General features: G+C 70.6%; 18 protein-coding genes and 1 riboswitch. Of the genes, 16 read left to right on the forward strand and 2 right to left on the reverse strand.

Going from position 1 to position 22,406, the window contains the following annotated elements; translation table 11 throughout:
- Positions 1–26: 26 nt before the first annotated feature.
- A complete protein-coding gene (locus tag BFN01_RS08915; protein WP_071643624.1) occupies positions 27–683 on the forward strand; it encodes an amino acid ABC transporter permease in 657 nt (218 codons plus the stop codon).
- Positions 680–1,615: an amino acid ABC transporter permease gene (locus BFN01_RS08920; protein ID WP_071643625.1), complete on the forward strand. Its 936-nt coding sequence runs from the start codon at positions 680–682 to the stop codon at positions 1,613–1,615. The genes BFN01_RS08915 and BFN01_RS08920 overlap by 4 nt, the downstream gene beginning before the upstream one ends.
- Before the next feature lie 27 nt (positions 1,616–1,642).
- Here the strand turns inward: BFN01_RS08920 and BFN01_RS08925 are convergent, their stop codons facing one another.
- Positions 1,643–3,148: a gluconokinase gene (locus BFN01_RS08925; RefSeq protein WP_177243839.1), complete on the reverse strand. Its 1,506-nt coding sequence runs from the start codon at positions 3,146–3,148 to the stop codon at positions 1,643–1,645.
- Positions 3,149–3,271: 123 nt separating this feature from the next.
- Here BFN01_RS08925 and pheS point away from each other — a divergent pair, with 123 nt between their 5' ends.
- The 12 genes from pheS (at position 3,272) to BFN01_RS08985 (ending at position 18,754) form a co-directional block, all read left to right on the forward strand.
- Positions 3,272–4,321, forward strand: coding sequence for a phenylalanine--tRNA ligase subunit alpha (pheS, locus tag BFN01_RS08930; RefSeq protein WP_071643627.1), 1,050 nt, complete (start codon positions 3,272–3,274; stop codon positions 4,319–4,321).
- Positions 4,321–6,843, forward strand: coding sequence for a phenylalanine--tRNA ligase subunit beta (gene pheT, locus BFN01_RS08935; protein WP_071643641.1), 2,523 nt, complete (start codon positions 4,321–4,323; stop codon positions 6,841–6,843). Before pheS ends, pheT begins: the two co-directional genes overlap by 1 nt.
- A 99-nt stretch (positions 6,844–6,942) precedes the next feature.
- Positions 6,943–7,917, forward strand: a complete 975-nt coding sequence (locus BFN01_RS08940; RefSeq protein WP_071643628.1) for an NAD-dependent epimerase/dehydratase family protein — start codon at positions 6,943–6,945, stop codon at positions 7,915–7,917.
- Positions 7,918–7,990: 73 nt separating this feature from the next.
- A riboswitch (TPP riboswitch) is annotated at positions 7,991–8,084 on the forward strand.
- Positions 8,076–8,939: a hydroxyethylthiazole kinase gene (thiM, locus tag BFN01_RS08945; protein WP_071643629.1), complete on the forward strand. Its 864-nt coding sequence runs from the start codon at positions 8,076–8,078 to the stop codon at positions 8,937–8,939. It overlaps the preceding riboswitch by 9 nt.
- Positions 8,936–11,062 (forward strand): bifunctional hydroxymethylpyrimidine kinase/phosphomethylpyrimidine kinase, encoded by a 2,127-nt coding sequence (locus BFN01_RS08950; protein ID WP_071643630.1) that lies wholly within the window; start codon positions 8,936–8,938, stop codon positions 11,060–11,062. The genes thiM and BFN01_RS08950 overlap by 4 nt, the downstream gene beginning before the upstream one ends.
- Positions 11,063–11,342: 280 nt before the next feature.
- Positions 11,343–12,395: an N-acetyl-gamma-glutamyl-phosphate reductase gene (gene argC, locus BFN01_RS08955; protein ID WP_071643631.1), complete on the forward strand. Its 1,053-nt coding sequence runs from the start codon at positions 11,343–11,345 to the stop codon at positions 12,393–12,395.
- Positions 12,392–13,549 (forward strand): bifunctional glutamate N-acetyltransferase/amino-acid acetyltransferase ArgJ, encoded by a 1,158-nt coding sequence (argJ, locus tag BFN01_RS08960; protein ID WP_071643632.1) that lies wholly within the window; start codon positions 12,392–12,394, stop codon positions 13,547–13,549. Before argC ends, argJ begins: the two co-directional genes overlap by 4 nt.
- Positions 13,546–14,448 carry an acetylglutamate kinase gene (argB, locus tag BFN01_RS08965; protein ID WP_071643633.1) on the forward strand — a complete coding sequence of 301 codons (903 nt, stop codon included), beginning with the start codon at positions 13,546–13,548 and terminating at the stop codon, positions 14,446–14,448. Before argJ ends, argB begins: the two co-directional genes overlap by 4 nt.
- Positions 14,441–15,682: an acetylornithine transaminase gene (locus BFN01_RS08970; RefSeq protein ID WP_071643634.1), complete on the forward strand. Its 1,242-nt coding sequence runs from the start codon at positions 14,441–14,443 to the stop codon at positions 15,680–15,682. The genes argB and BFN01_RS08970 overlap by 8 nt, the downstream gene beginning before the upstream one ends.
- Positions 15,679–16,614 (forward strand): ornithine carbamoyltransferase, encoded by a 936-nt coding sequence (gene argF, locus BFN01_RS08975; RefSeq protein WP_071643635.1) that lies wholly within the window; start codon positions 15,679–15,681, stop codon positions 16,612–16,614. Before BFN01_RS08970 ends, argF begins: the two co-directional genes overlap by 4 nt.
- Positions 16,611–18,032 (forward strand): argininosuccinate lyase, encoded by a 1,422-nt coding sequence (gene argH, locus BFN01_RS08980; RefSeq protein WP_071643636.1) that lies wholly within the window; start codon positions 16,611–16,613, stop codon positions 18,030–18,032. Before argF ends, argH begins: the two co-directional genes overlap by 4 nt.
- An 80-nt stretch (positions 18,033–18,112) precedes the next feature.
- Complete coding sequence (locus BFN01_RS08985; protein ID WP_071643637.1) at positions 18,113–18,754, forward strand: SatD family protein; 642 nt, start codon at positions 18,113–18,115, stop codon at positions 18,752–18,754.
- Between the two features lie 37 nt (positions 18,755–18,791).
- Here BFN01_RS08985 and BFN01_RS08990 read toward each other — a convergent pair whose 3' ends face one another.
- Positions 18,792–19,376, reverse strand: a complete 585-nt coding sequence (locus tag BFN01_RS08990) for a hypothetical protein (protein ID WP_071643638.1) — start codon at positions 19,374–19,376, stop codon at positions 18,792–18,794.
- Positions 19,377–19,451: 75 nt separating this feature from the next.
- Between BFN01_RS08990 and tyrS the strand changes: the two genes are divergently transcribed.
- Positions 19,452–20,753 carry a tyrosine--tRNA ligase gene (tyrS, locus tag BFN01_RS08995; RefSeq protein WP_177243840.1) on the forward strand — a complete coding sequence of 434 codons (1,302 nt, stop codon included), beginning with the start codon at positions 19,452–19,454 and terminating at the stop codon, positions 20,751–20,753.
- Positions 20,754–20,847: 94 nt separating this feature from the next.
- A complete protein-coding gene (locus BFN01_RS09000; RefSeq protein ID WP_256221095.1) occupies positions 20,848–22,383 on the forward strand; it encodes an MFS transporter in 1,536 nt (511 codons plus the stop codon).
- The last annotated feature ends 23 nt before the right edge of the window (positions 22,384–22,406 follow it).

A 22,406-nucleotide genomic window follows, 5' to 3' on the forward strand; every position in this document is an offset into this window, starting at 1 on the left:
AACACATCCTGAGAAGGGAAGACGGCGTGGACGTCATCTTCGGAAACCTCGACCTCTGGGGTGGGGCGATCGCCAACACGCTGCTGGTGTTCTTCGTCGGCGGGCTGATCGCCCTCGTGCTCGGCATCATCGTCGGTGCGATGCGCGTCTCGCCGGTGCCGATCGCCCGCGGTGTGGGCACCGCGTACGTGAACATCATCCGCAACACCCCGCTCACGCTGGTCTTCTTCTTCTTCGTGTTCGGCTACCCGCAGCTCGGGCTGCCGGACCTGTCGAACACCGTGCTCGGCATCCTCGCCATCGGCATCTACACCGCCACCTACGTGGCGGAGGTGCTGCGAGCCGGCATCAACACCGTGCCGGTCGGCCAGGCCGAGGCCGCCCGCGCGATCGGCCTGCCGTTCGGGCAGGTCATGACGCTGATCGTGCTGCCGCAGGCGTTCCGCTCCGTGGTCCCGCCCATGATGAGCGTCTTCATCGCCCTGCTCAAGAACACCACCGTCGCCGCCGGGTTCTCGATCGCCGAGCTCGCGGCCCTGCGCGCCACCATCAACGATGCGCCCGGACGCCCCGGCAACCCGATGGAGGTCCTGCTCTGGGTCGCCGTCGTGTTCGTCGTGCTCGTGCTCGCGATGAGCGCGGTGCAGCGGCATCTCGAGAACAAGTGGAGGATCGCACGATGACCTCAGTGCTCTACGACGTCCCCGGTCCCCGGGCGATCGCGCGCAACCGCATCCTCGCCGTGATCACCATCGTCGTCGTGCTGGCTGCGATCGGCTTCGTCCTGTACCGGATGTACGCGACCGGGCAGTTCGAGCCGCAGAAGTGGTACGTCTTCACCTTCGCCAATGTCTGGAACGGCATCCTGGGCGCCCTCGGGAAGACCCTCGGCGCCTTCGCGCTCGCCGCCGTGCTCAGCGTCGTCCTCGGGTTCGTGCTCGCCATCGGCCGCCTCTCCGACCACGCCTGGGTGCGCATCCCGGTCGGCGTGGTCATCGAGCTGTTCCGCGCCGTGCCGGTGCTGGTGTTCATGATGCTGCTGTACTACGGCCTTCCGGTCATCGGCGTCGACATGGACCCGTACTGGGCGGTCGTCATCGGTCTGATGGTGTACAACGGCTCGGTGCTCGCCGAGGCGCTGCGTGCCGGCATCGAGTCGCTGCCCAAGGGCCAGAAAGAGGCCGGTTACGCGATCGGTCTGCGCAAGAGCGGCGTGATGCGCCTCATCCTGCTGCCGCAGGCGGTTCGGGCCATGCTGCCGGTGATCGTCGCGCAGCTGGTGGTCACGCTCAAGGACACCGCTCTCGGCTTCATCATCACCTACCCCGAGCTGCTGTACTACGCGAAGCTGCTCAGCTCGCAGCAGGGCCGGCCCATCCTGCAGTCGGCGTTCGTCATCGGCGGCATCTACATCCTGCTCTGCCTGCTTCTCGCCGGCGTGGCGAAGTGGGTCGAGGTGCGCACCCGCCACTCGCCGAAGACGAAGGGCTACACCCCGGATGCCGGTGGCGACCCCCGCATCCACGGCGAGTCGACGGTGACCGAGGTCATCGCGATGCAGCGCGGGGCAGGCAAGTTCGACGCCGGAACGGGCGCGCCGCCCGCTCAGATCTGACCGGCGGCCCGCCCGATCCGGGCGGGCTCAGCCGGCGATGATCGCCGCGTACGCCTCATCGAATCGGCGTCGCAGGTCGTCGTAGTAGGCCCGCTGCCCGGCATCCGGTTCGGTGCGATCGGTCTGCGGGATGATCGCGAGCGGATGCTCCGGCTGCAGCACCGACAGGGCGATCGCCGCGGCGCCGCGCATCGTGACGCGCTTGACGTTCACCACCTGGACGGGAAATCCGAGCGCCTGCGCGATCACGGACATCATCGCGGGGAAGGCGCCGGCCACACCGCCCGATCCGATCACACGCTCGATCCCCGGACTCACCTCGCGCAGCTGCTCGAACACCCGCTGGTACGAGATGGCGATGCCCTCGGCCGCCCCGCGCCACAGCTCGCGCGGGCCCGAGGCCGATGAGACCCCGGTCAGGGCGGCCCGAGCGCTCCCCGCCCATCCGGTGGCGCGCTCTCCGGTGAGGAAGGGCAGCATGAGGGGCGTGCCCTCGGCGGGGGCGGCGCGCAGCAGCATGTCGACCTCGTCGTACGAGAGCGGAGCGAGGGTCGCCTGCAGCCACAGCGTCACGCGTCCGACGTCGTTCAGCGCCCCGCCGATGATCGACTGGGTGCGCGAGATGCGATACGCCCACAGGCCGGAGGGCAGCACGTCGGGGGTTCCGTCGACGATCACGCGGATCGCACCCGAGGTGGCCGCGGACATCGCGGCGACCTCCGGCGCAGATGCCCCCACCCCGACGTTCGACGCGTAGCCGTCGGGAACGGCAGGGAACCATGCGGCTCCCTCGAGCGCCGGCCAGCGGCGTGCGACATCAGGAGAGACGGCGGTGATCGGCTCGTCAGGGTCGACGATCGGCGCGAAGCGAGACCGATCGACGCCGACCGCCGCGAGCAGCTCGTCGTCGAGCTCGCAGGTGTGCCGGTTCAGGATGCCCGCCCACGCCATCGTCGAGGTCGCCGCGCCCTCGACCCCGGCCAGCTTCGCGTACACGTACTCGCCGAGCGAGAGGAACTTCGCGGTGCGTGCGAAGACGTCGGGCTGCTCGTCCTGCAGCCAGAGCAGGCGTGGCGGGTGATAGCTGGTGTGCAGACGCGCGCCGACGCGCTGGTGCACCTCGGTCTCGTCCAGGCGCGTGCGCAGCTCGGCCAGGTGTCGTGCCGACCGTGAATCCGCGTAGGTGTAGCACGGCGTGAGGGCGGCGCCGTCGGCATCCACGCACACCAGCGAGGAGGCGAACGTGTCCATCACCACGGCGCGGATGAGTCCGGGCTCGACGCCGTCGACCACCTGCCCGATCACGTCGGCGACCTCGGCGACGATCAGATCGGCGTCGATCTCGGCGGTGCCGTCCGCCTCCTCCACGAATCGGTGATCCGCTTTCGCGATGCGCTTCCTGATCGGACGGGCATAGGCGTCGTACAGGCTGCAGCGGGTGGAGCCGGAGCCGATGTCGATGGCCAGCACATACGGTGCGGGCGCGGACACCAGGGCGATGGCCTCGGTGGTGGGCAGGTCGTTCGCGGTCATCGTCATCCCGTCGCGCTCGTCGGTCCCGGTCGATGGCGATCCTATCGGCGAGCGCTCGGTCCGGCGGCGGGCGGTCCGGCGGCGGGCGGGTCGGCATGCGGGGCGCCGGTAGACTCTTCTCTCGTGTCAGACTCGCCCGAAACACCCCAGATCACCCCAGAGGCGGTGGAGGTCGCCGTCGACGCCGCGCTCGCCGCGATCGGCGCCGCAGCCGACACGGCGCAGCTGAAGGCGGCACGTGCTGCGCACGTCGCCGAGGGCTCCCCGCTGGCCGCGCTGAATGCGGCGATGCGTCAGGTCGCCCCGGAGCACAAGGCCGCGTTCGGCAAGCTGATCGGTCAGGGCAGGGGTCGCGTGACCCAGGCGCTCGCGGCCAAGGAGACCGAGCTCGCCGAGGCCGAGACGGCCGCGCGACTCGAGGCCGAGCGCGTCGACATCACCGCCGTCGCGTCGCGCTCCCGCGTCGGCGCTCGACACCCGCTGCCCCTCATGCAGGAGCAGATCAGCGACATCTTCGTCGGCATGGGGTGGGAGGTCGCGGAGGGGCCTGAGCTCGAGCACGAGTGGTTCAACTTCGACGCGCTCAACTTCGACGAGGATCACCCCGCCCGCCAGGAGCAGGACACCTTCTACGTCGATCCGACCTCGCGTCACCTCGTGATGCGCACGCACACCAGCCCCGTGCAGGTGCGCTCCATGCTCGACCGCGAGCTGCCGATCTACGTGCTCTGCCCGGGACGCGTGTACCGCACCGACGAGTTCGACGCCACCCACCTGCCGGTGTTCACCCAGGTCGAGGGTCTCGTCGTCGACAAGGGCATCACGATGGCGCACCTGAAGGGCACCCTCGATCACCTCGCCCAGCAGCTGTTCGGGGCTGAGGCGAAGACGCGTCTGCGCACCAACTACTTCCCGTTCACCGAGCCCTCAGCCGAGTTCGACCTGTGGCACCCGACCTTCGCCGGCGGCGCACGCTGGATCGAGTGGGGCGGCTGCGGCATGGTCAACCCGAACGTGCTGCGCGCGGCGGGCATCGACCCCGAGGTGTACAGCGGATTCGCCTTCGGCATCGGCGTCGAGCGCGCCCTGATGTTCCGCAGCGATGTGAAGGACATGCGCGACATGGCAGAGGGCGATGTGCGCTTCAGCGAGCAGTTCGGGATGGTGGTGTGATGCGCGTTCCGATCTCATGGCTGCGCGAGTACGTCGATGTGGCACCGGATGCCACGGCCGAGGACGTGCTGGCGTCGTTCGTGTCCGTCGGTTTCGAAGAGGAGGACGTCCACCGCTTCGAGATCTCCGGCCCCGTGGTCGTGGGCCGGGTGCTGTCGATCGAGCCCGAGCCGCAGAAGAACGGCAAGACGATCAACTGGTGCCAGGTCGATGTCGGCGTCGAGAACGGCGGCGTGCGCGGTATCGTGTGCGGCGCTCACAACTTCGTGGTCGGCGACAAGGTCGTGGTGAGCCTGCCGGGGGCCGTCCTGCCAGGGCCGTTCCCGATCTCGGCCCGCAAGACCTACGGCCACGTCTCCGACGGCATGATCGCCTCGGCGCGCGAGCTGGGTCTCGGTGACGAGCACGACGGCATCATCGTGCTCGCCACCCTCGGGCTCGACCCGGAGGTCGGCTCGGATGCCATCGCCCTGCTGCACCTCGACGACTTCGCCGTCGACGTGAACGTCACCCCCGACCGGGGATACGCGTTCTCGCTGCGGGGACTCGCGCGCGAGTACGCGCACGCCACCGGCGGAGAGTTCCGCGACCCCGCCGAGCGGGACTTCTCGGACCTGCAGCCAGGATCCGGCTTCGACATCCGCGTCGACGACTCCTCGCCCATCCGCGGTGCGGTGGGCGCGAGCGAGTTCGTCGTGCGCGTCGTGCGGGACGTCGATCCGTCGCGCCCCACCCCGCCCTGGATGATCGCTCGGCTGAGCCTGGCCGGAATGCGCTCGCTCGGCGTGCTGATCGACATCACCAACTACGTGATGCTCGAGCTCGGCAACCCGATCCACGGGTACGACCTCGACAGACTGCAGGGCGGCATCGTCGTGCGTCGCGCGGTCGAGGGCGAGCGGATGACCACGCTCGACAGCCAGGACCGCGCCCTGCACGTCGAGGATCTGCTGATCACGGACGGCTCCGGACCCATCGGTCTCGCCGGTGTCATGGGCGGCGGCACGACCGAGATGAGCGATGAGACCCGCAACGTGCTCATCGAGGCGGCGACCTTCGACCCCGTCACGATCGCCCGCACCGCCCGGCGCCACAAGCTCCCCAGCGAGGCATCCAAGCGCTTCGAGCGCGGAGTGGACCCGCTGATCCCGTTCGTCGCCGCTCGCCGCGTGGCCGATCTGATGGTCGAGCTCGCCGGCGGAACGCTGACCGATGAGGGCGGCGCCCTCTACGCCGAGGTCGAGATCGCGGGCATCGACCTGCCCCGCGGCTTCACGCAGGGTGTCGTGGGGGTCGACTACACGGATGAGGAGATCGTCAGCGCGCTCGAGATGATCGGCGCCGAGGTGACCCCTGCGACAGGCTCGGGAGCCCCGGCACAGGGGTGGTTCGTCATCCCGCCGAGCTGGCGACGCGACCTGACCGACAAGTGGACCCTGGTCGAGGAGGTCGCGCGGATCCACGGGCTCGACCGCATCCCCTCGATCCTGCCGACCCCGCCGTCCGGGCGCGGATACACCGCGCTGCAGATCGGGCGCACGCGCGTGGCGGATGCGCTCGCCGCGGCGGGCTTCGTCGAGACTCCGTCGTTCCCGTTCACCACCGAGCAGCACAACGATCTGCACGGCTCGGCGAGCGGCGCGCACCTGCCCAGCATCCGTCTGGCCAACGCTCTCGACGGTCAGGCGCCGTTCCTGCGCCGCTCGCTCGTGCCCGGCCTCCTGCAGACCGCGCACCGCAACATCTCGCGCGGGCTGGTCGACCTGGCGCTGTTCGAGGTCGGCTCGGTGTTCGCGCCGGAAGACGGCGTCGCGTACGGCACCGACGTCGTCCCGCCGCTGGGCCAGCGTCCGTCCGACGAGACGCTCGCCGAGCTCAACGCGTCGATCCCGCCGCAGCCGCGCCTCGTCTCGGCGCTGCTGACGGGCAACATCACCCCTCGGCAGCCGGGGCGTGCGGCCGAGCACGTCGATCTCTCCGATGCGCTCGATGCGGTCCGCGTCATCGCGGTGGCCGCGGGTGTGGAGATCGACGTCGAGCAGACACAGCGCGCGGCACTGCATCCGGGTCGCGCGGGGGCATTGAGCGTGTCGGGCGAGCAGGTCGGGTACGTCGGCGAGCTGCACCCGCAGGTCTCGGCGGATGCCGATCTCCCCGGTCGCGCGTACGTGCTCGAGCTCGACCTCGATCGCGTGCTGACGCTCGCCGGGCACCGGGTCGTGGCCGAGTCGCTGTCGACGTTCCCCGCCGCGACGCAGGACGTCTCGCTGGTCGTCGGCGTCGAGGTGCCGGCGTCAGAGGTGCGCACGGCGCTCGTGGAGGGCGCAGGCGATCTGCTGGAGTCGGCGCGGCTCGTCGACGACTACCGCGGCGAGGGCCTCGGGGAGGGGCAGAAGAGCCTGAGCTTCGCCCTGCGCTTCCGGGCATCCGATCGCACCCTGACCGCGGCCGAGGCGACCGAGGCGAAGCTCGCCGGCGTGGCCGTCGCCGCGGAGCGCTTCGGGGCGACCATCCGCGACTGACCGCACGACGCCCCCGGAGCCGACCGGCTCCGGGGGCGTCGTCGTCTGCTCTGAGCGGAATCCCTTCCCCTCTTCGTGCACCGGTGCTGTCATGGCCGGATGGATCAGGTGCTCGTGCTCGGCGGAACAGGATGGCTCTCGGGGCGGATCGCACAGCGGTGGCGGGATGCCGGTGCGGAGGTGACCTGTCTGGCGCGGGGCGAGCGCCCCGCGCCGGACGGCACCGTGCTGTGCCGCGGCGATCGGGACGACCCCGGTGTCTACGACCCGCTCGCCGAGCAGCACTGGATCGAGGTGGTCGACGTCTCCTCGCGCGCCGATCACGTCACCGCGGCGCTCGCCGCGCTCGGCGACCGCGCCGATCACTGGACGTACGTGTCGTCCCTGTCGGTGTACGCGGACGACGTGACGGACGTGCTCGACGAGTCGGGTCTGCGTCACGCGCCGGCCCAGCGCGGCGACGCGTACGACTACGGTGCGCAGAAGGTCGCTGCGGAAGACGCCGTGACGGCGCTGGTCGAGAACGCGCTGATCGTGCGCCCTGGACTCATCGTCGGCGCGGGCGACCCGAGCGACCGCTTCGGGTACTGGCCGGCGGCTTTCGCCCGGGCGGGGAGCGAGCCCGTGCTGGTGCCCGAATCGGCCGACCGCTCCGTGCAGGTGGTCGACGTCGACGACCTGGCTGACGTCGTCGTCGGTGAGCTCGGGCAAGGGGTCATGAACGCCATCGGAGACGTGCATCCGCTCGCCGAGCTGCTCAGCCGCATCCGTGCCGGGGCGGGACACACCGGGGAGCTGCGGGAGGCGAGCGACGAGTGGCTGGAGGGGCACGGCGTGCAGTACTGGATGGGGGAGAGGTCGCTTCCTCTCTGGCTGCCCGCCGACATGCCCGGCTTCATGCGCCGTGACAGTTCCGCCTACCGGGCGGCCGGAGGGGTGCACCGCCCGCTCGACGAGACGATCCGCGCGGTTCTCGACGACGAGCGCACCAGGGGTCTGGACCGTGCGCGCCGCGCGGGCCTGAGTCGCGCGGACGAGCTCGCTCTCCTCGCCCAGCTGACGTCGCCCAGCTGAGTCGCCCTGACATGTCGCCCTGACACGGAGCGTCATTCCGGCCGCCCCGGTCGGTGTCCTCGCTAGACTCGCGGGCAGTGACACGGGGTGCCGCATCCGCGGCTGAGATCACACCCGTCGAACCTGATCTAGTTCGTACTAGCGAAGGGATGTCGCCCATGTGCGATCCGCTGCGTCCATCCGTCCGTATCCCGGCGGTCTCCGCCGAGCTTCTCACCCGTGTGCGGCAGATACCGCCGCTCACGCACTGCATCACGAACACCGTCGTCACGGGCTTCACCGCGAACGTGCTCCTCGCCGCGGGCGCGTCGCCCGCGATGGTGGACATCGTCGGAGAGGCCGGCATGTTCGCCCGGCTGGCCTCGGGTCTGCTGATCAACCTCGGCACCCCGACGCCGGAGCAGCGGGCGGCCAGTCGTGAAGCCGTCGCCGGAGCGAACGACGCGGGCACGCCGTGGGTCCTCGACCCGGTCGCGGTCGGCGCCCTCCCCGTGCGCACCGCCCTCGCCGGCGAGCTGGTGCGGCTGCGGCCGACGGCCGTGCGCGGCAACGCCAGTGAGATCCTCGCGCTGGCCGGCAGCGGCTCGGGCGGGCGAGGGGTGGACGCGCTGGATGACCCGGACGCCGCGCTGGATGCGGCTCGTTCCCTCGCCACCCGCTTCGGCGCCGTGGTCGCCGTCTCCGGGCCGGTCGATCTCCTCACCGACGGCACGCGCGTCATCCGGGTCGCGAACGGGGATGCACTGCTCACCCGCGTGACCGGCGGCGGCTGCGCCCTCGGGGCGCTCATGGCCGCCTTCCTCGGCGCTGCGCGTGACACCGACGCGGACGCCCTGGAGGCGGTCGCGGCGGCCACGCTCGTCTACACCCTGGCAGCCGAGCACGCGGCTCGCGTCGCCGACGGGCCCGGCAGCTTCGCGGTCGGCCTGCTCGATGCCCTCGCCGGAATCGACCCGACCGACATCGCCGCCGAGGCGCGGGTCGAGCAGCACGATGCGCCCGTCGAGGAGGTCGCGAGATGACCCGTGACCTGTCTATCCATCTGGTGACCGACTCCGCCCTGTGCGGCGAACGCGGTGTCGTCGACACGGTCCGCGAGGCCGTCGCCGGGGGCGTGAGCGTGGTGCAGCTGCGAGACAAGAGCGCCTCGGACGCGTCGGTGATCGAGCAGCTCATCGCCCTCAGCGACGTGATCGACGGCCGCGCGGCGCTCGTCGTCGACGACCGGATCGACGCGGCTCTCGAGGCGCGACGGCGGGGAGCGCGAGTCGACGGAGCGCATGTCGGGCAATCGGACATGCCGGTCGCCGAGGCGCGGCGTCTGCTCGGACCCGACGCGCTGATCGGACTCACCGCGAACACGTCCGCTCACCTCGCCGCCGTGCGCGCGCTGCCCGCCGCGACCGTCGACTATGTCGGCATCGGAGTGATCCGACCCACCAGCACCAAGCCGGACCACCCGCCTGCTCTCGGCCTCGACGGATTTGCCGCGCTCGCCGCCGAGAGCCCGGTGCCGGTCGTGGCGATCGGCGGCATCCGGACCGACGACGTCGCCGCGCTGCGCCAGGCGGGGGCGGCAGGGGTCGCCGTCGTCTCCGCCGTCTGCGCCGCGCCCGACGCCCGTCGCGCGGCGCGCGAACTCCGGCGTCGGTGGACAGGGCGCACCGTCCCGCGCGTGCTCAGCATCGCCGGCAGCGATCCCTCCGGCGGCGCGGGGATCCAGGCCGACCTCAAGTCGATCGCCGCGCACGGCGGATACGGGATGGCCGCCGTGACCGCCCTGACCGCCCAGAACACCCGCGGCGTGCACGGCGTGCACGTGCCACCGGCGGAGTTCCTGCGGGCGCAGCTGGACGCCCTCGCCGACGACATCGTGATCGACGCGGTGAAGATCGGGATGCTGGCAGACGCCGAGATCATCCGCACGGTCGCCGACTGGCTGCGGGCGCACCGCCCGCCGACGGTGGTGCTCGACCCCGTGATGGTCGCCACCAGCGGGGACCGCCTGCTCGACGCGCCGGCGGAGGCTGCGCTGCGCGAGCTCACCGGGCTCGCAGACGTGATCACCCCGAATCTGGACGAGCTCGCGGTGCTGGTGGGACGGGGCATCAGCGACTGGGACGACGCGCTGGGCGCCGCGCAGCGGCTGTCGGCCCAGACGGGAGCACTCGTGCTCGCGAAAGGCGGTCACCTCGACGGTCCGACCGTCCCGGACGCCCTCGTCGATGCGGACGGAGTCGTGGCCGCATTCGACGGCCCGCGCATCGACACGACCAGCACGCACGGCACCGGCTGCTCGCTCTCGTCGGCGATCGCCACGCTCCGGGCTGGCGGGCGGGAGTGGCCGGATGCCGTGCGCGCGTCCCGCGCCTGGCTGCGGGAATCCCTGCGCGCGGCCCACGCCCTGGACGTCGGGCGCGGACACGGGCCGGTCAGTCACTTCGCCGGGCTGTGGCACCGTGGCGGTCTGGCCACACGTCCATCCGCCGAGGAGATCCGGGATGAGTGGTGGCGCAGCGTCGCCGGAATCCGACGCGACATCGACGGGCTGCCGTTCATCCGCGCGCTGGCCGACGGATCGCTCGATCGCGAGCGGTTCCTGGCCTACCTCGCGCAGGACGCCCTGTACCTGCGGGAGTACGCACGCGTGCTCGCGGAGGCCGCGCGTCTGGCGCCGACGCCGGTCGAGCAGGCGTTCTGGGCGGAATCCGCCCGGGGCTGCATCGTGGGCGAGCTCGAGCTGCACGCCTCATGGCTGACGCCGGCGACGGGCGTCAGTGCGGAGACGTTCGACGCCGAACCGAGCGCGGTCACGACGGCCTACCTCGATCACCTGCGCGCGACGGCGTTCGCGGGTGCGTACGAGACGCTGGTCGCCGCCGTGCTGCCCTGCTTCTGGCTGTACACCGACCTCGGCATGCGGCTGCGCGCGGGGGAGTTCGGAGCGCAGACGCGGGATCCGCAGCATCCCTATGCGTCGTGGCTCGAGACGTACGCCGACCCGGATTTCGCCGCGGCGAACGAGCGCGCCATCGGCTTCGCGACCGCGGCGGCGGCGAGAGCAGACGATCGGCTCAGACGGGACATGCACCGCGCCTTCGTCGTCGCGTCCGAGCACGAACGGGCCTTCTTCGACCTTCGCTGAGACAGCAGCGCCGAGCGTGTGGATTTGCGGATCCCGCGCCCTCGGCGCTACTGTCGCCGCATGCCCTCGGTGCCACAGCCCTCGCAGACGCTCGTATTCAGCGTCGCTGCCGTGCGCCGACGTCGCAGCGGCCGCCGACTCTAGGCGACCCCGCGCCCCCGCCCTCCGCCACGCGCAGGGACCAGATCGGAGGACGCCGGTGTCGCCGCCCGGCCCGCCCATCGCTCGCATCCCGCGTCATCCTCGGGGTCGACCGAGCACCGACCGTTAAGGTAGAAGCATGACGTACTCCGTCGCCGTCTCCGGCGCATCCGGCTATGCGGGAGGCGAGATCCTGCGGCTCCTCGCCGCCCACCCCGACATCGAGATCCGCACCGTCACCGCGCACTCGAACGCCGGTCAGCCGCTCATCGAGCACCAGCCGCATCTGCGCTCCCTCGCGCACCTGACCCTGCAGGACACCACCCCCGAGATCCTCGCGGGGCACGACGTGGTCTTCCTGGCGCTTCCGCACGGCCAGTCGGGGCAGTACACCGACGCGCTGGCCGACGCGCCGCTCATCATCGATGCCGGGGCGGACCACCGCCTCACCTCGCGGGACGCGTGGGACGCCTTCTACGGCGGGGCATTCCACGAGCCGTGGGTCTACGGCGTACCGGAACTGCTCACCACCGCCGGCAAGCAGCGCGAGAACCTGCAGGGGGCGACCCGGATCGCCGCCCCCGGCTGCAACGCCTCCACCGTGGGCCTGAGCCTCGTGCCCGGCGTCGCGGCCGGCGTGATCGACCCGTCCGACATCGTCAGCGTGCTCGCCGTCGGCCCCTCCGGCGCCGGCAAGAGCCTGAAGACCACCCTTCTCGGCAGCGAGATCCTCGGCACCGCGAACCCGTACGCGGTGGGCGGCACGCACCGGCACATCCCCGAGATCCGCCAGGCTCTGGCCGCGGCATCATCCCACGCGCCCGACGACATCCGCATCTCGTTCACCCCCGTCATCGTCCCGATGGCCAGGGGCATCCTCGCCACCTCGACCGCTCCGATCGCCGCCGGCGCGACCGACGCCCAGATCCGCGACGCGTGGCAGAGCGCGTACGCAGACGAGACGTTCGTGCAGCTGCTTCCTGAAGGTCATTTCCCCCGCACGGCCGACGTGCTCGGCGCGAACACCGCGCTGATGGGTCTCGCTGTCGACCGCGCCGCGAACCGGGTGACCGTCGTCACCGCGGTCGACAATCTCGTCAAGGGTACGGCGGGCGCCGCCGTGCAGTCCATGAACATCGCGCTCGGCCTGCCCGAAGGTCGCGCCCTCACCGTGAACGGAGTCGCGCCGTGAGTGTCACCGCACCCCAGGGTTTCGAAGCATCCGGAGTCGCCGCAGGCCTGAAGAGCACAGGCAAGCCCGACGTCGCCGTCGTCGTCAACCGCGGCCCGCGCAAGATCGGAGCGGCTGTCTTCACCACCAACCGCGCCAAGGCCAACCCGATCATCTGGTCGCAGCAGGTCATCGCCGATCGCGTGGTCGAGGCGGTCGTGCTCAACTCCGGCGGCGCCAACTGCTTCACCGGTGCCTTCGGCTTCCAGACCACCCACCTCACCGCGGAGAAGGCGGCCGAGCTGCTCGACGTCAGCGCGGGTGATGTCCTGGTGTGCTCGACCGGGCTCATCGGCACCGGCGACGAGGTGTTCCGCGGCAAGGTGCTCGACGGCGTCGAACGCGGCATCGCCTCCCTTCGTGTCGACGGCGGCGACGATGCGGCGGCGGCCATCATGACGACCGACAGCGTGCCGAAGACCGCAACGGTCACCCGCGACGGCTGGACGATCGGCGGCATGGCCAAGGGCGCGGGCATGCTCGCCCCGGGGCTGGCGACCATGCTCGTCGTGATCACCACCGACGCCGACCTCGAGGCATCCCAGGCCGACGCGGCGCTGCGCAGGGCGACCGCCGTCAGCTTCGACCGGCTCGACTCCGACGGATGCATGTCGACCAACGACCAGGTCACCCTGCTCGCCAACGCCGCCAGCGGCATCCGCCCCGACCTGGACGACTTCGCCGCCGCGCTCACCGAGCTGTGCCGCGACCTCGCCGAGCAGTTGCAGGCCGACGCCGAAGGCGCGAGCCACAGCATCGCCATCGAGGTGAAGAACGCCGTCACCGAGACCGAGGCCGTCGAGGTCGGCCGATCGGTCGCACGCAACAACCTCTTCAAGGCCGCGATCTTCGGCAACGACCCGAACTGGGGCCGCGTGCTCGCCGCGATCGGCACCACCTCCGCCCAGTTCGACCCGTACGACGTCGACGTCTCGATGAACGGGGTGCGCGTGTGCACCGCGGGAGGCCCCGACCGCCCGCGCGAGGAGGTCGACCTGACGCCGCGCGAGGTGCGCATCGAGATCGACCTGAAGATGGGCGACGCGACCGCGACCATCCTCACCAACGACCTGACCCACGACTACGTGCACGAGAACAGCGCCTACGCCTCATGACAGACATCCAGGACACCCCGCCGGAAGAGGCCGCCGTCAAGGCAGCGACACTCATCGAATCCCTGCCGTGGCTGAGGAAGTTCCGCGATCAGATCGTCGTCGTCAAGTACGGCGGCAATGCGATGGTCTCCGACGAGCTGCAGGAGGCGTTCGCGCAGGACATCGCATACCTGCGCTACGTCGGCGTGCAGCCGGTCGTCGTGCACGGCGGCGGCCCGCAGATCTCGAACATGCTCGATCGACTCGCCATCCCGAGCGAGTTCAAGGGCGGTTACCGGGTGACCAACACCGAGGCGATCAGCGTGGTGCGCATGGTGCTCACGGGGCAGGTCAACCCGCAGCTCGTCGCGAAGATCAACTCGCACGGGCCCATCGCGACCGGTCTCAGCGGTGAGGACGCCGGCCTGTTCGGCGGCCGTCGACGTGGCGTCGTGATCGACGGCGAAGAGGTCGACCTCGGCCGGGTCGGCGACGTCGTCGAGGTCGACCCGACGCCCGTGCTGGATCACCTCGCCGCCGGGCGCATCCCGGTGGTCTCCTCGATCGCCCCCGACCTCGACCACCCCGGCCAGTCGCTGAACGTGAACGCGGATGCCGCGGCAGCCGCGCTCGCCGTCGCGCTCGGCGCCCGCAAGCTCGTGATCCTCACCGACGTGCCCGGCCTGTACGCCGACTGGCCGAACCGCGACTCCCTCGTCTCGCACCTCACATCCAGCTCGCTGGTCGAGCTGCTCCCCACGCTCGAGTCGGGGATGATCCCGAAGATGCGGGCATGCCTCGACGCCGTCGAGGGCGGCGTCGATGCCGCGGCCATCATCGACGGACGGGTGCCGCACTCGGTGCTGGTCGAGCTGTTCACGAGCAAGGGAATCGGCACGGAGGTGGTCAAGGATGTCTGACTGGAGCGACGACGCCGCGCGCGATCTGATGAGCCTGGGCGGGCGGCTGGCCCTGCTGACCCGGGGTGAGGGCTCGTGGGTGTGGGATGCCGACGAGAACCGCTACCTCGACTTCCTCGGCGGCATCGCGGTGAACTGCCTCGGGCACGCGCACCCGGTCTTCGTCGACGCCGTCTCACGTCAGGCCGCCACGCTGTCGCATGTGTCGAACTACTTCGCATCCCCCGCCCAGCTCGAGATCGCCGCGCGACTGAAGCGCCTGGCCGGCACCGGTGAGCAGGGCCGCGTGTACCTGGCCAACTCCGGCGCCGAGGCGAACGAGACCGCCATCAAGCTGTCCCGCCTGCACGGTGCGCGTTTCGCCGAGACCGAGGCCAGCGCCCGCACGACGATCCTCGTCGTCGAGGGGGCCTTCCACGGCCGCACGATGGGCACGCTGTCGCTGACGCCGAAGGCCGCATACCGCGACCCCTTCCAGCCCGCGGTCCCCGACGTGGTGACCGTCGAGCGCTCCGTCGAGAGCCTCGAGGCGGCATTCGCGTCGCACGCGGTGGCCGCGATGATCGTCGAGCCCATCCAGGGCGAGGCGGGGGTCGTCGAGCTGCCGGCCGGGTTCCTCGCCCGTGCCAGGGAACTCGCCACCGAGAACGACGCGCTGCTGATCCTCGACGAGGTGCAGACCGGGTCCGGACGCACGGGGGAGTGGTTCGCATTCCAGCGGGAGGGCATCACCCCGGATGCCGTGACCGTGGCCAAGAGCATCGGAGCCGGCTTCCCGCTCGGCGCCCTCATCACCTTCGGAGCGGCGAGCGACCTGTTCTACCCCGGAACCCACAACTCGACCTTCGGCGGCAACCCGCTCGCGAGCGCCGTAGCCAACGCCGTGCTCGGGCACATCGAGAGCGCGCATCTGCTCGAGAACGTCACCGCGCGCGGAGCACAGCTGCGCGATGCCGTGACCTCGCTGCCGCTCGTCGACGCGACGTCGGGCGCGGGACTGCTCATCGGCATCCACCTCACCGCACCGGCCGCCGCCGACGTCCGCGCGGCCGCGCACGAGCGCGGACTCATCGTCAACGCGCCCACGGCGGATGTCATCCGCATCGCCCCGGCGTACACGATCGGCGACGAGGAGGTCGACGAGTTCGTCTCGCGGTTCAGCGCCGCGCTCGCCGCCGTCGCCGAGACGCTCCAGGCACAGAACGCAACGACCCTCACGGAGGCTTCCGCATGACCCGTCACCTGCTGCGCGACGACGACCTCACCCCCGCCGAGCAGGCGGAGATCCTCGATCTCGCGCTCGAGCTCAAGAAGGACCGCTGGGCGAACAAGGCGCTCGCAGGTCCCCAGACCGTCGCGGTGATCTTCGACAAGTCCTCCACGCGCACCCGTGTCTCGTTCGCGGTCGGGATAGCCGATCTCGGCGGATCACCGCTGATCATCTCGACGGCGAACAGCCAGCTCGGCGGCAAGGAGACACCCTCCGACACGGCACGCGTGCTCGAGCGTCAGGTTGCGGCCATCGTGTGGCGCACCTACGCGCAGTCTGGCCTGGAGGAGATGGCGCGCGGCACCCGGGTTCCCGTCGTCAACGCGCTGTCCGACGACTTCCACCCCTGCCAGCTGCTGGCCGACCTGCTCACGATCCGCGAGCACAAGGGCGACCTGAAGGGGCTCACCCTGTCGTTCTTCGGCGACGGCCGCAGCAACATGGCGCATTCGTACGCGCTGGCCGGAGTGACCGCCGGGATGCACGTGCGCATCGCCTCTCCCGAGGCCTACGCGCCACGCCCTGATGTGGTCGCCGCCGCGCAGTCGCGTGCGGCGCAGACCGGCGGCTCGATCACGCTGATCTCCGACCCGCGCGAGGCCGCCGTCGGCGCCGACGTGGTCGTCACCGACACCTGGGTGTCGATGGGCAAGGAGGAGGAGAAGATCGAGCGGCTGCGCGATCTCGGCGGGTACAAGGTCACCACCGGTGTCATGTCGCAGGCGGCATCGGATGCCATCTTCATCCACTGCCTGCCCGCCGACCGCGGCTACGAGGTCGACTCCGAGGTCATCGACGGCCCGCAGAGCGTCGTCTGGGATGAGGCGGAGAACCGTCTGCACGCGCAGAAGGCGCTGCTGGTGTGGCTGCTCGGCAAGCAGGAGGCGGCAGCGTGAGCGGCCACGGCACGAACGAGGGCGCACTCTGGGGTGCGCGCTTCGCCGGGGGGCCCTCGCCGGAGCTGGCCGAGCTGAGCCGGTCGACGCATTTCGACTGGATCCTCGCCCCGTACGACATCGCGGGATCGCACGCGCACGCCACGGCGCTGGAGGCGGCGGGGTACCTCGAAGCCGATGAGGCCCGCATCATGCACGAGGGGCTCGACGCCCTCGCCGCACGCATCGCAGACGGCACGCTGCTGCCCGACCCGGGTGACGAGGACGTGCACGGTGCGCTCGAGAAGGCGCTCATCGCCGAGGTCGGTGCCGATGTGGGCGGCCGGCTGCGCGCCGGTCGCAGCCGCAACGACCAGATCGCGACGCTCGTGCGGATGTACCTCATCGACCACGCGCGGATCATCGCGAAGCACCTGCTGCGCGTGATCGACGCGCTGGTCGCCCAGGCCGAAGCCCACCCCGGCGCCATCCTGCCGGGGCGCACGCACCTGCAGCACGCGCAGCCGGTGCTGCTCGCCCACCATCTCCAGGCGCACGCCTGGCCGCTCGTGCGCGAGCTCGAGCGCCTCGTCGACTGGCGGCGTCGCGCCGGCGCCTCGCCGTACGGCGGGGGAGCGCTCGCCGGCTCCACCCTGGGGCTCGACCCCGCGCTCGTGGCGCGCGAGCTCCGGTTGGACCGCCCGGCCGAGAATTCGCTCGACGGCACCTCGGCTCGCGATGTGGTGGCGGAGTTCGCGTTCATCGCGGCGATGACCGGCATCGACCTGTCGCGTCTGAGTGAGGAGATCATCCTCTGGAACACACGGGAGTTCGGCTTCGTCACGCTCGACGATGCCTACTCGACCGGGTCGAGCATCATGCCGCAGAAGAAGAATCCCGACATCGCCGAGCTCGCCCGCGGCAAGTCGGGCAGGCTGATCGGCAACCTGTCCGGGCTGCTCGCCACGCTCAAGGGCCTGCCTCTGGCATACAACCGCGACCTGCAGGAGGACAAGGAGCCCGTCTTCGACTCGGTGCAGACGCTCGAAGTGGTGCTGCCCGCGTTCGCCGGCATGATCGCCACGCTGCGCTTCGACACCGAGCGGATGGCGCAGCTCGCGCCACAGGGCTTCTCGCTCGCGACGGACGTCGCGGAGTGGCTGGTCAAGCGCCGGGTGCCGTTCCGCGACGCCCACGAGATCTCGGGTGCGCTGGTGCGTGCCTGCGAGGAGCGGAGCATCGGTCTCGAGGATGCGGATGACGAGCTGCTGCGCTCGGTGTCGGAGCACCTGACCGCCGAGGTGCGCGACGTGCTCTCGATCGAGGGTTCCGTGGCATCGCGGTCGGGTGTCGGCGGCACGGCCCCGGAGCGCGTCGCCGAGCAGCGGGCCGAGCTTGTGGCCCGTGCGCAGGCCGCGGCGCACGCCCTCGGTCTCTGATACTCGGGGGCTTCGCCTGATATCCACCAGACATGAGTGATTCGCTTATTATCGCGAGACATCAGTGATAACCTTATGGCATGGTGATCGCAGTCACGGCCGACATCATCGGCTCCCGGCAGCTCGACGACCGCGCCGTCGCGCAGCAGCACTTCGACGCGGCGATCGCTCGCGTGCAGCGCGATCTCCCTGTGGCTGCGCAGCCGCTTCGGCCCACGGTCGGCGACGAGCAGCAGGGGGTGTATCCCACGCTGGACGGCGCACTGGCCTCTCTGCTGCTGATCCGTCTCGCGCTGCCGGACGGTGTGGAGTTCCGCTTCGGGATCGGCGTCGGCGATGTGGGGCGCATCCCCTCCGCCGCGTCCAGGGACGGCATTCCGGAGGGGCCGGGATGGTGGGCCGCCCGCAGCGCCATCGAGCACGTGCAGACGCTGCAGAAGCGTGCCGCCCCCGAGGCCCGCAGCTGGATCGTCGTGCACGAGAGCGCGCAGATGCCGCGTGAGCAGGTGCGGTGGGCCAACGCCTACCTGCTCGCACGCGACGAACTCGTCGGCGGGATGCGAGAGCGCCTGCGTCGCCTCACCTACGGTCGATGCCTCGGTCTCACCCAGCGTGAGCTCGCCGAGCAGGAGGGCATCACGCAGTCAGCCGTGTCGCAGGCGCTGACGGCCGCGGGGGCCGCGGCTGTGGTCGAGGGGTTCCGGCTGCTCGACGTCGACTGACGGGGCAGCCCTGATCACACCAGGCTGAGGCGCAGGATCAGCCCAGGCTGAGGCGCACGATCAGCCCGATCGCTCCCGCCCAGAGCAGGCTGGCGAGCGTGCCGATGATGAAGCGCTCCCGCGCCTCGGCCTCGGCCAGCTCGGGGAATCGACCGATGCCCTTCACGGCGATGATCGCCGCGATCGCCTCGGGGAACCCGACGGCGATGGCAAGCACCGTGCAGATCCGCTCGAGGTAGCCGATCACCGTGCCCCCGCGCATGAGCGTGCGCACGTGCGCGGGATCGGCGTGCTGGGCGGCGACGATGAGGATGCCGCCGTCCTCCGTCTCCCGCACGCGCTTGCCCGTGGCGATGTCCAGCGCACGACGGGTGAACGGATTGCCTCCGAGCGTCGCGGCGCCGATGCCGATCACCGTCATCGGCACGCCGATGGCGGGCATCGCGATCGGGCGGACGACGATGGCGATCGTCACCGCAGTCACGAGCAGAACCGCGCACAGCACCATCGGCGGCGTCGACGGCCTGCGCACGCCGAGCAGGGAGAGCACCAGCACGACGAGCAGCACGATCCCGATGATCGCGGAGAGCACGGCGGAGGTGAGCGGATCGACCGGCGACATCCCGACAGCATCGCACGGGCATCCGACAGCCCGACGGGTCGGGAGCGCGTGTCCCGCGCTGATAATCTGGAACGCGTGTCGAATCCCGCTCTGACGACCGCCTCCGTGGCGCTCGATCCCACGTTCGAGAACGTGTGGGACGAGCTGCTGTGGCGCGGCCTCGTCCACGTGTCCACCGATCAGGAGGCGCTGCGCGCCCTTCTCGCCGGGGACCCGATCACCTATTACTGCGGATTCGACCCGACCGCGCCCAGCCTGCATCTCGGCAACCTCGTGCAGCTGCTCACCCTGCGCCGCATCCAGCTCGCCGGTCACAGGCCGCTCGGCCTCGTCGGCGGATCGACCGGCCTGATCGGGGATCCTCGCCCGACCGCGGAGCGCACGCTGAACACGCCCGAGACGGTCCAGGAGTGGGTGCAGCGCCTGCGTACGCAGGTCGAGCGCTTCCTCAGCTTCGAGGGCGAGAACGCCGCCCGCATCGTGAACAACCTCGACTGGACGGCGCCGATGAGCGCCATCGACTTCCTGCGCGAGATCGGCAAGCACTACCGTGTCGGCACGATGCTGAAGAAGGACGCGGTGGCAGCCCGTCTGAACTCGGATGCCGGCATCAGCTACACCGAGTTCAGCTACCAGATCCTGCAGGGCATGGACTTCCTGGAGCTGTTCCGCTCGTACGACTGCGTGCTGCAGACGGGCGGCAGCGACCAGTGGGGCAACCTCACCAGCGGCACCGATCTCATCCACCGTGTCGAGGGGGCCTCGGCGCATGCGATCGGCACTCCGCTCATCACCAACAGCGACGGCACCAAGTTCGGCAAGAGCGAGGGCAACGCGGTCTGGCTCGACGCCGACATGTGCAGCCCGTACCGGATGTACCAGTTCTGGCTCAGCACCGCCGACGCGGACGTGATCGAGCGGCTCAAGGTGTTCACATTCCTGACCCGAGCCGAGATCGAGGAGTACGCGGCTCTCGTCGAGAGCGAGCCGTTCCGCCGCGCGGCGCAGAAGCGTCTCGCGCTCGAGGTGTGCGCCACCGTGCACGGCATCGAGGCGACGGCCGCGGTGATCGCGGCGTCGGAGGCGCTGTTCGGTCAGGGCGACCTGAGTGGACTCGATCCGGCGACCCTGCGCACGGCGCTGGACGAGCTGCCGAATGCGACGATGCCCGCCGGCACGCCGGTGGTCGAGGCGCTCGTCGCGACGGGTCTGGTGACCAGCGCATCCGAAGCTCGGCGCGCCATCGCCCAGGGTGGTGTCTCGCTCGACGGTGCGAAGGTCGCCGACGACGAGACCACCGTCCAGGGCACACTGCCCGGCGGTGTCTCGGTGCTGCGCCGCGGCAAGAAGACCCTGGCGGGCGTCTTCGTGGAGTGAGGCCGCTCTGCGCGGCGGCCCAGCTTCGCGGCCCGGGGGTGCAGTAGCATCGGACAGCTGACGCTGTCCGCAAGCACTCGAGGAGCTGGTCCCCTTGCCCAAGGAAGCACATGTCCGCCGTACCGTCCCGCGCCGCGCCACGCGCCGGCTGCAGGTCGATGACGTCCTGGTCGTCCGCAAGAGCCGTCTGAGAACGGCGATCTCGGGCACCGTCGTCGGCAACTTCATGGAGTGGTTCGACTTCGGGGTCTACGGCTATCTGGCCGTCACGCTCGCCGTCGTCTTCACCGGCGATCTGCCGGGCTCGTGGGGGCTGCTGATCACGCTGCTCGGCTTCGCCATCTCGTTCCTCGTGCGCCCGCTGGGTGGGATCGTGCTGGGTCCGCTGGGCGATCGCATCGGTCGTCAGCGCGTCCTGTTCCTCACGATGGCGATGATGGCGGTCGCGACCGGCCTCATCGGCGTGCTGCCCACCTCAGCGCAGATCGGCCTGTGGGCGATCATCCCGCTCTACCTGCTGAAGATGGTGCAGGGCTTCTCCACGGGTGGCGAGTACGCCGGTGCGACCACCTACGTCTCGGAGTTCTCGCCCGACCGCAGCCGCGGTTACTGGTCGTCGTTCCTCGACGTCGGCTCGTACGTCGGCTTCGCGGCCGGTGCCAGCGCGGTGGCGGTGACCACGTGGATCACCGAGAGCCTGTCCGGCCCGGACGCCATGACCGAGTACGGCTGGCGCATTCCGTTCCTCATCGCCATCCCGCTCGGTGCGGTCGCGATCTGGTTCCGGCTGCGCATTCCCGAGACCCCTGCCTACGAAGCGGAGGAGAGCGCCGGGCTCACCCGCACCGACGCCGACGACCCGTTGGCGCGCCAGGGGATCGCGGGCATCTTCCGCCACTACTGGCGTCAGATCCTCATCGGCGTCGCCCTCGTGTCGGCGACGAACACCGCCGGGTACGCCCTCACCAGCTACATGCCGACGTACCTCGAGAAGGAAGTGGGCGTGTCGAACCTCATGGCCGCGCTCGCCACCGTGCCGGTGCTCGTCGTGATGAGCGCGTGCCTGCCGTTGATCGGGCGACTGTCCGACCGCATCGGCCGACGGCCGGTGTACGGCATCGCCGTCGGGTCGACGATCCTGCTCATGGTGCCGGCGTTCGCGGTCATGCAGATCGGCGAGGAGTGGGCCGTCATGATCGCGCTCGCCATGGTCGCCATCCCGGTGGCGTTCTATGTGGCGATCTCGGCTTCTGCGCTGCCGGCGCTCTTCCCGACGGCGTCGCGATTCGGCGCGATGGCCATCGCGTACAACCTCGCCGTGTCGCTGTTCGGCGGCACGACGCCGCTGTTCAGTCAGGCGCTGATCGAGCTGACCGGGAACGTGTACATGCCCGCGTTCTACATCATGTTCTTCGCGGCGCTGGGCGGCATCGCGCTGCTGAGCATGCGCGAGACCGCGCAGCGGCCGCTGCTGGGTTCGGTGCCGACGGTCGAGAGCGTGGCGGAGGCGGAGGAGCTCGTGGCGGGGCAGGACGAGAACCCGTTCATCGACACCCGCACGATGCCCCTCGCCGTGGTCGGCGCCGAGACCGACGGCGCGGACGCGCGCGAGCAGTCGCCTGACGTCTGAGCCACGCCCCACCCGGAGACCGC

It is taken from the genome of Microbacterium sp. AR7-10, from assembly GCF_001878835.1.
GTDB classification, from domain to species: domain Bacteria; phylum Actinomycetota; class Actinomycetes; order Actinomycetales; family Microbacteriaceae; genus Microbacterium; species Microbacterium commune.

What these genes read in the sequence shown, in the direction of transcription:
- BFN01_RS08920 (WP_071643625.1), top strand. Translation starts at nt 680, where the DNA reads ATGACCTCAGTGCTCTACGACGTCCCCGGTCCCCGGGCGATCGCGCGC.
- BFN01_RS08925 (WP_177243839.1), bottom strand. Translation starts at nt 3,148, where the DNA reads ATGACCGCGAACGACCTGCCCACCACCGAGGCCATCGCCCTGGTGTCC.
- pheT (WP_071643641.1), top strand. Translation starts at nt 4,321, where the DNA reads ATGCGCGTTCCGATCTCATGGCTGCGCGAGTACGTCGATGTGGCACCG.
- BFN01_RS08940 (WP_071643628.1), top strand. Translation starts at nt 6,943, where the DNA reads ATGGATCAGGTGCTCGTGCTCGGCGGAACAGGATGGCTCTCGGGGCGG.
- thiM (WP_071643629.1), top strand. Translation starts at nt 8,076, where the DNA reads ATGTGCGATCCGCTGCGTCCATCCGTCCGTATCCCGGCGGTCTCCGCC.
- BFN01_RS08950 (WP_071643630.1), top strand. Translation starts at nt 8,936, where the DNA reads ATGACCCGTGACCTGTCTATCCATCTGGTGACCGACTCCGCCCTGTGC.
- argC (WP_071643631.1), top strand. Translation starts at nt 11,343, where the DNA reads ATGACGTACTCCGTCGCCGTCTCCGGCGCATCCGGCTATGCGGGAGGC.
- argB (WP_071643633.1), top strand. Translation starts at nt 13,546, where the DNA reads ATGACAGACATCCAGGACACCCCGCCGGAAGAGGCCGCCGTCAAGGCA.
- BFN01_RS08970 (WP_071643634.1), top strand. Translation starts at nt 14,441, where the DNA reads ATGTCTGACTGGAGCGACGACGCCGCGCGCGATCTGATGAGCCTGGGC.
- argF (WP_071643635.1), top strand. Translation starts at nt 15,679, where the DNA reads ATGACCCGTCACCTGCTGCGCGACGACGACCTCACCCCCGCCGAGCAG.
- BFN01_RS08985 (WP_071643637.1), top strand. Translation starts at nt 18,113, where the DNA reads ATGGTGATCGCAGTCACGGCCGACATCATCGGCTCCCGGCAGCTCGAC.
- BFN01_RS08990 (WP_071643638.1), bottom strand. Translation starts at nt 19,376, where the DNA reads ATGTCGCCGGTCGATCCGCTCACCTCCGCCGTGCTCTCCGCGATCATC.